This is a genomic window from Pelagimonas varians (assembly GCF_003208435.1).
Classification (GTDB): Bacteria; Pseudomonadota; Alphaproteobacteria; order Rhodobacterales; family Rhodobacteraceae; genus Pelagimonas; species Pelagimonas varians.
Genome location: NZ_QKMF01000045.1, coordinates 1 through 4,518, shown reverse-complemented (window position 1 = coordinate 4,518; position 4,518 = coordinate 1). Strand labels below are relative to the sequence as shown.

General features: G+C 51.7%; 4 protein-coding genes. All 4 read right to left on the bottom strand.

What is annotated here, in order from left to right; translation table 11 throughout:
- Positions 1-165: 165 nt before the first annotated feature.
- Complete coding sequence (locus tag C8N36_RS23845) at positions 166-486, bottom strand: hypothetical protein (RefSeq protein ID WP_097807141.1); 321 nt, start codon at positions 484-486, stop codon at positions 166-168.
- A 532-nt stretch (positions 487-1,018) separates the two neighbouring features.
- The gene (locus tag C8N36_RS23835) at positions 1,019-1,804 is read right to left on the bottom strand and encodes a replication initiation protein (RefSeq protein WP_097807143.1); all 786 of its coding nucleotides are present in this window, start codon (positions 1,802-1,804) and stop codon (positions 1,019-1,021) included.
- Between the two features lie 299 nt (positions 1,805-2,103).
- Positions 2,104-2,892 (bottom strand): ParB/RepB/Spo0J family partition protein, encoded by a 789-nt coding sequence (locus C8N36_RS23830; protein WP_097807144.1) that lies wholly within the window; start codon positions 2,890-2,892, stop codon positions 2,104-2,106.
- Between the two features lie 374 nt (positions 2,893-3,266).
- Positions 3,267-3,926 (bottom strand): recombinase family protein, encoded by a 660-nt coding sequence (locus C8N36_RS23825; protein ID WP_097807145.1) that lies wholly within the window; start codon positions 3,924-3,926, stop codon positions 3,267-3,269.
- Positions 3,927-4,518: the final 592 nt, after the last annotated feature.

Sequence of the window (4,518 nt, the reverse complement as noted above, 5' to 3'; positions counted from 1 at the left end):
TAGGTCCACCCTGAGGTATCACTATAGGTAAACCTCGGGGCATTTCTTCAAAGGTCAGGGGTATTATTATTACTCATGGCTCACCCCACCCCCCCAAGACGCCCCCATAAGCCTCTCAGGCCATCTCCAGAAGGCTGAGGGGCAGACAGCATCAACACACGCTCCTCAGAACCCTTGGAAAAGGATGAGGCCATACTTTGCCGCCATGAATGAGATCACCATTCCAATGAATGCAGCCCATGAAAAGGCATGAGGGCTTCCTGCGGGGTCTCCAGTTACGGCTTTTGTGATTGCCGCCGCCACTAGCGATAAGCCTGCACCAATGACAATCGAGGCGAAAAACATGCCACCAATTATCAGTACAGCATGTGCCCAAATAGGGACGCTGATTGGGTCCGATGCGAACCAATTGTAGTACGCCAATCCTGCAAACCATGCAGTTATTATCATCTTAGATGAATAGGTGTTGATGCGGTCAATATCCATGATTTTCTCTTTGAGTCTCAATGTGAAAGCTACCTATAGGAGAATGCAACGTGGAATGGGAAGGTTAACCTCTACGCAGCGAATGACCACCTCTCACCTGTAGCCCTCACAGCCCCCTCAAGCGGCCCCACCAGCCCATCTTGGGGGTCTCTGCGGGTTCCCTGTGGGTGAGTTGCAACATGCGTTCCTCTGCCCTGTCTAAGCGGCTCCTGAGGTCACCCACGGTTTCCTGTTCCCTGAGAAGCTGAGCCTCCAGCATGTCCACCTTGACCTGCAGGATGTCTGTGGTGACTGTAGGCGCTGGGGTGGTCTCCTGAACTGGCTTGGTGGGAAAGACCCGGAGTAGCTCAGATGGTTCGATTTGATAGACACCATTAACCTTCGTCGCTGACAACCGACCATCTTTGATAGCCTTGCTAATCGTGGGCTTTGATTTGCCTACATGCTTTGCTGCTGTGCCTAGTGTAAACATGTGTAAGCCTTTGGGGTTAGAGATCGTAAAGTTAGGTGTAAGATTACCTGTAAAGGCATGTTAGCAATCGATAACGCTGGCTTGTGTTCCCTCAAGTCGTGACTTGCGCCCTACTTTCGGTTGTTGAAGTTCAGCATATGCCTTTTTCATTCCTGAGATATCCTTGACTGACCATCCCATCACAAAGCCAAGCACTTTCCGGCCTTTCTTCTTGGGTAGAATAGTCACTTGGTATGGTGTGATGGCATTAACTTCTGTCAAAGCTGGCTCGAGCGCCTTTGTACGAAGGTTGTGGTGCGTCGATAGCTTGCCATCTTCTACGCCCAGAAGGTCGCGTAAGTCCTGCACGTCCAGCTCCTCGGTCATTTTGTGCGATAGGTTTATGCGGCGTGAAATCTCCTCGTAAAGCGCAAAGGCATACTTACTGCTGAATGATTTCATCACCTCGAGGTCTAGCTTGGCAAAAACCGAGGAGTCCTTGAGTAAATCTGATAGTTCTGCTGGAAAGCTGTATGTAAGATCGCCGTTAGGCTTTACACGTGTGCTGCCTAGAAGCTGACTAGTCACTTCATCACCGTTGGGTTTGATCACAATCACCAATGTCTGCTGTAGATGTCGTAGGGACCGCTTCAATCTCTGGTTGGTCTGCCCGTCTTGCTTAAGGTTATTGGTTGGGATCGTAAACGTATGCTGGGGTTGTAGTAGGTCTTTCCCCCAAGCGTGATCCAACAGGATATTGAACGCCCGTCGCTCACTCAATGTGAGAGGCCCTGCGCCACGTATCTCGATCAATTCACGTGGCTTAACCATTTGGCCTTGGTCTGTTGTAGCTTCGATTGATTTCATACTGCAAACCTTGGTTGCTACCTACGGAGCCTCTAGTGTAGTAATGGCGTCCTTCCAAAACAAGGGGCGGTACCAAACGTAGCTTAAGGGCAGTACCAAACGTAGCTTAAGGGCAGTACCAAACGTAGCTTAAGGCGGTACCAAACGTAGCGGTTGGGTCCATATTTTTCAAAGAGTACAGACTGTTACCTCCCCTGAATCTTGAATAAGAGAACAAGAGAATAAGAGAAAAGCCCTGTAGATAACCCAGATCAAGACAATGAGATGACTGTGAAGACTGCTAGGATTGATCCCCAATATCAGTAGTCACCCTCGTCTTCTAAATCATATGGGTTGAACTCATTCCTCAGGTCCGCATGGATTTGCTGTCTGCACTCATGGTGGCACCTCTTCAATATGACGTTGGCTGCGGCCTCAGGGTATTTCGCGGCATAGAAACCAAGTACTGACCCAATCTTATCATTTAACTCATTCGTCTGTGTTTCGACCCATGCCTCGCGCATTTCGTCTGTGTATTCTTCGTGGTGTTGGCCCTTAAGAGCTTGCTGCGCTGCCCCCCAGTTCGTGTCGAGGGTAGCTTTAGGGTCGTCCTTGAGGAGTGCCTTACGGATACGTCGCATCTTGGCTACAGTCCCTTCTCCCGCACCTGAGGCATCAACGATCTCTTTCTTGGAGTAGGTCCACGCGTCCTCAGGCCCATCGCATACCAGTGACCACGCAGCATTGCTCCTCTCTGTACTGGTGAGTGGTAAACGTGTCTTTCCGTTCTCCCCCATCGCGAGTAACCGTGCAGCCTTGCGATCACATCGGTATATTTGGGCAGGAACCCTCTTAGTCCATTTAGCCTTTCGGTATGCTGCGAGACGGTGATGACCATCAACAAGAACCAGTGCCCCGGTCTCAGGTTCCTTCCACAGCTTCACAGGGTCCAGCGCTAGGCCACGCTTCAAGACAGCCATTAGTTCCTTCACATGGTATTCCTGTAGGCCTTCACGAAGCTGGAAAACCTCTGGCCGCTCTTCGATCTCGTGAAGCTCTACCTGTGCAGAATGCACACCTTGTAGCTGCACACCTTGGGACTTCTTCATGTCCTCACCTGAAGCTTTCCAAGGGCCTCCAGCGTTGACACCTTGAGTGCCTCCAGCGACTTAGCCGCGTGTGGGTCTATCCCCTCTGCCTGAGTTAATTCGTGTAATCTTTGATCAATGATTTCCATGATCTGTTCTACGTCTGTGATTGTCTGCTGCATACTATCGGTCCTCTCAAGGTTTGCATTAAGTGTCTTAGCGAGAACTCACGGAGAATCAATATAATAGTGAATGATTACAATACAGTAAGGGTTTCTCTTGGGTAAGCAACTCACCCCAGAAAGGCCGTTAAAGCCGTACACGTGAACCCCGGTATCATCACAGGTTTCACGCTTGTGTTCTCAAGGGTCAGTGGTTGACCTCCGAGAGTGGCTCTAGGTACCCAGCCGCTTTAACACGCGCTGCACCTGTGACGCCTGCCACTGCCCTCCTCGTGCTGTCGGTACACCGGACTTGTTCAGGGATGCTGCAATTTCCCTCAAGGTAGCACCTTGGGTCCGCAGGGGAATGATAAGACCTGCCACGCGTTCAGCACCCGTCTTGGCTTTAGCCTGTACAGCCTTATTGCGTTCGCCTGTCTTGTCTCGAAGCCCACCTAGCTTCACGCCACGGGCCTTTGCCTCACCGAGAGCCGCTTTGGTCCTGAGCGATATGAACTCTCGTTCCTGTTCAGCCAGTGCTGCGTAGATATGCAGTTGGAATTTGTCTGCGTTAGGCATGGCCGCAACCCGCAACCTGACCCTCTTGTCGTCCATCAGGGTCGCAATGAAGGACACCCGGCGGCTCAGGCGATCCAGCTTAGCAACCAACAGTTCGGCACCTGTCCTGCGGACCAGCTCAAGCGCCTTTTCCAGTTCTGGTCTATCATCTGCTGACCCCGATTGGACCTCAACGAATTCAGCGATCACCTCAAAGGGTTGTTCCGCGTAGGCCTCAAGGTAGATGCCTATGTCCCGCACCTGAGCGTCCATGCCGAGTCCTGAGCGTCCTTGTTCCTGAGTGCTGACACGTCTGTAGGTAACGAATTGGCGCATGGTCTCTGGCTCCCTGTCTGATCTGCTAGAGCCGTTTATGAGTGCGTGTTGCAAATGTCAACGTTGGTTGTGGCTGTTACAAGCTTGCCAATCAGCGGGCCTACTCGCTACGGTTACTCTATGGATATTGATACATTGATAGAGAAAACGAAGGCTTACGCCGCTGCCGCCATGTTCTTCTGGGCAGGTTACACCGTGGGTAGCCCTGAGTTCCTGATGGGCGGGCTTGCGGCCTTCTACCTTGGCTATAGGTTCGGTTTGTTTGGAGCAGCAGAAGAGGCAAAGCGGAATCCCCCGCCCCCCCCTTGAGTATCCGCTGAGGTGCGCATGACCCCGAGGGGGTAAGCGGGAAGGTATTCCACGTATATATTACCCATACAGGAATCTCCCCCAAAACCTTGAAGGGGTTAGACCACCACCAATCGTGTAACACTCCGAGTCCACTTGAAGACACTTGGGTATTCTCTGCTTGAGATGCCCCCGGCGTGATGCACGTCTAGGTCCACCCTGAGGTATCACTATAGGTAAACCTCGGGGCATTTCTTCAAAGGTCAGGGGTATTATTATTACTCATGGCTCACCCCACCCCCCC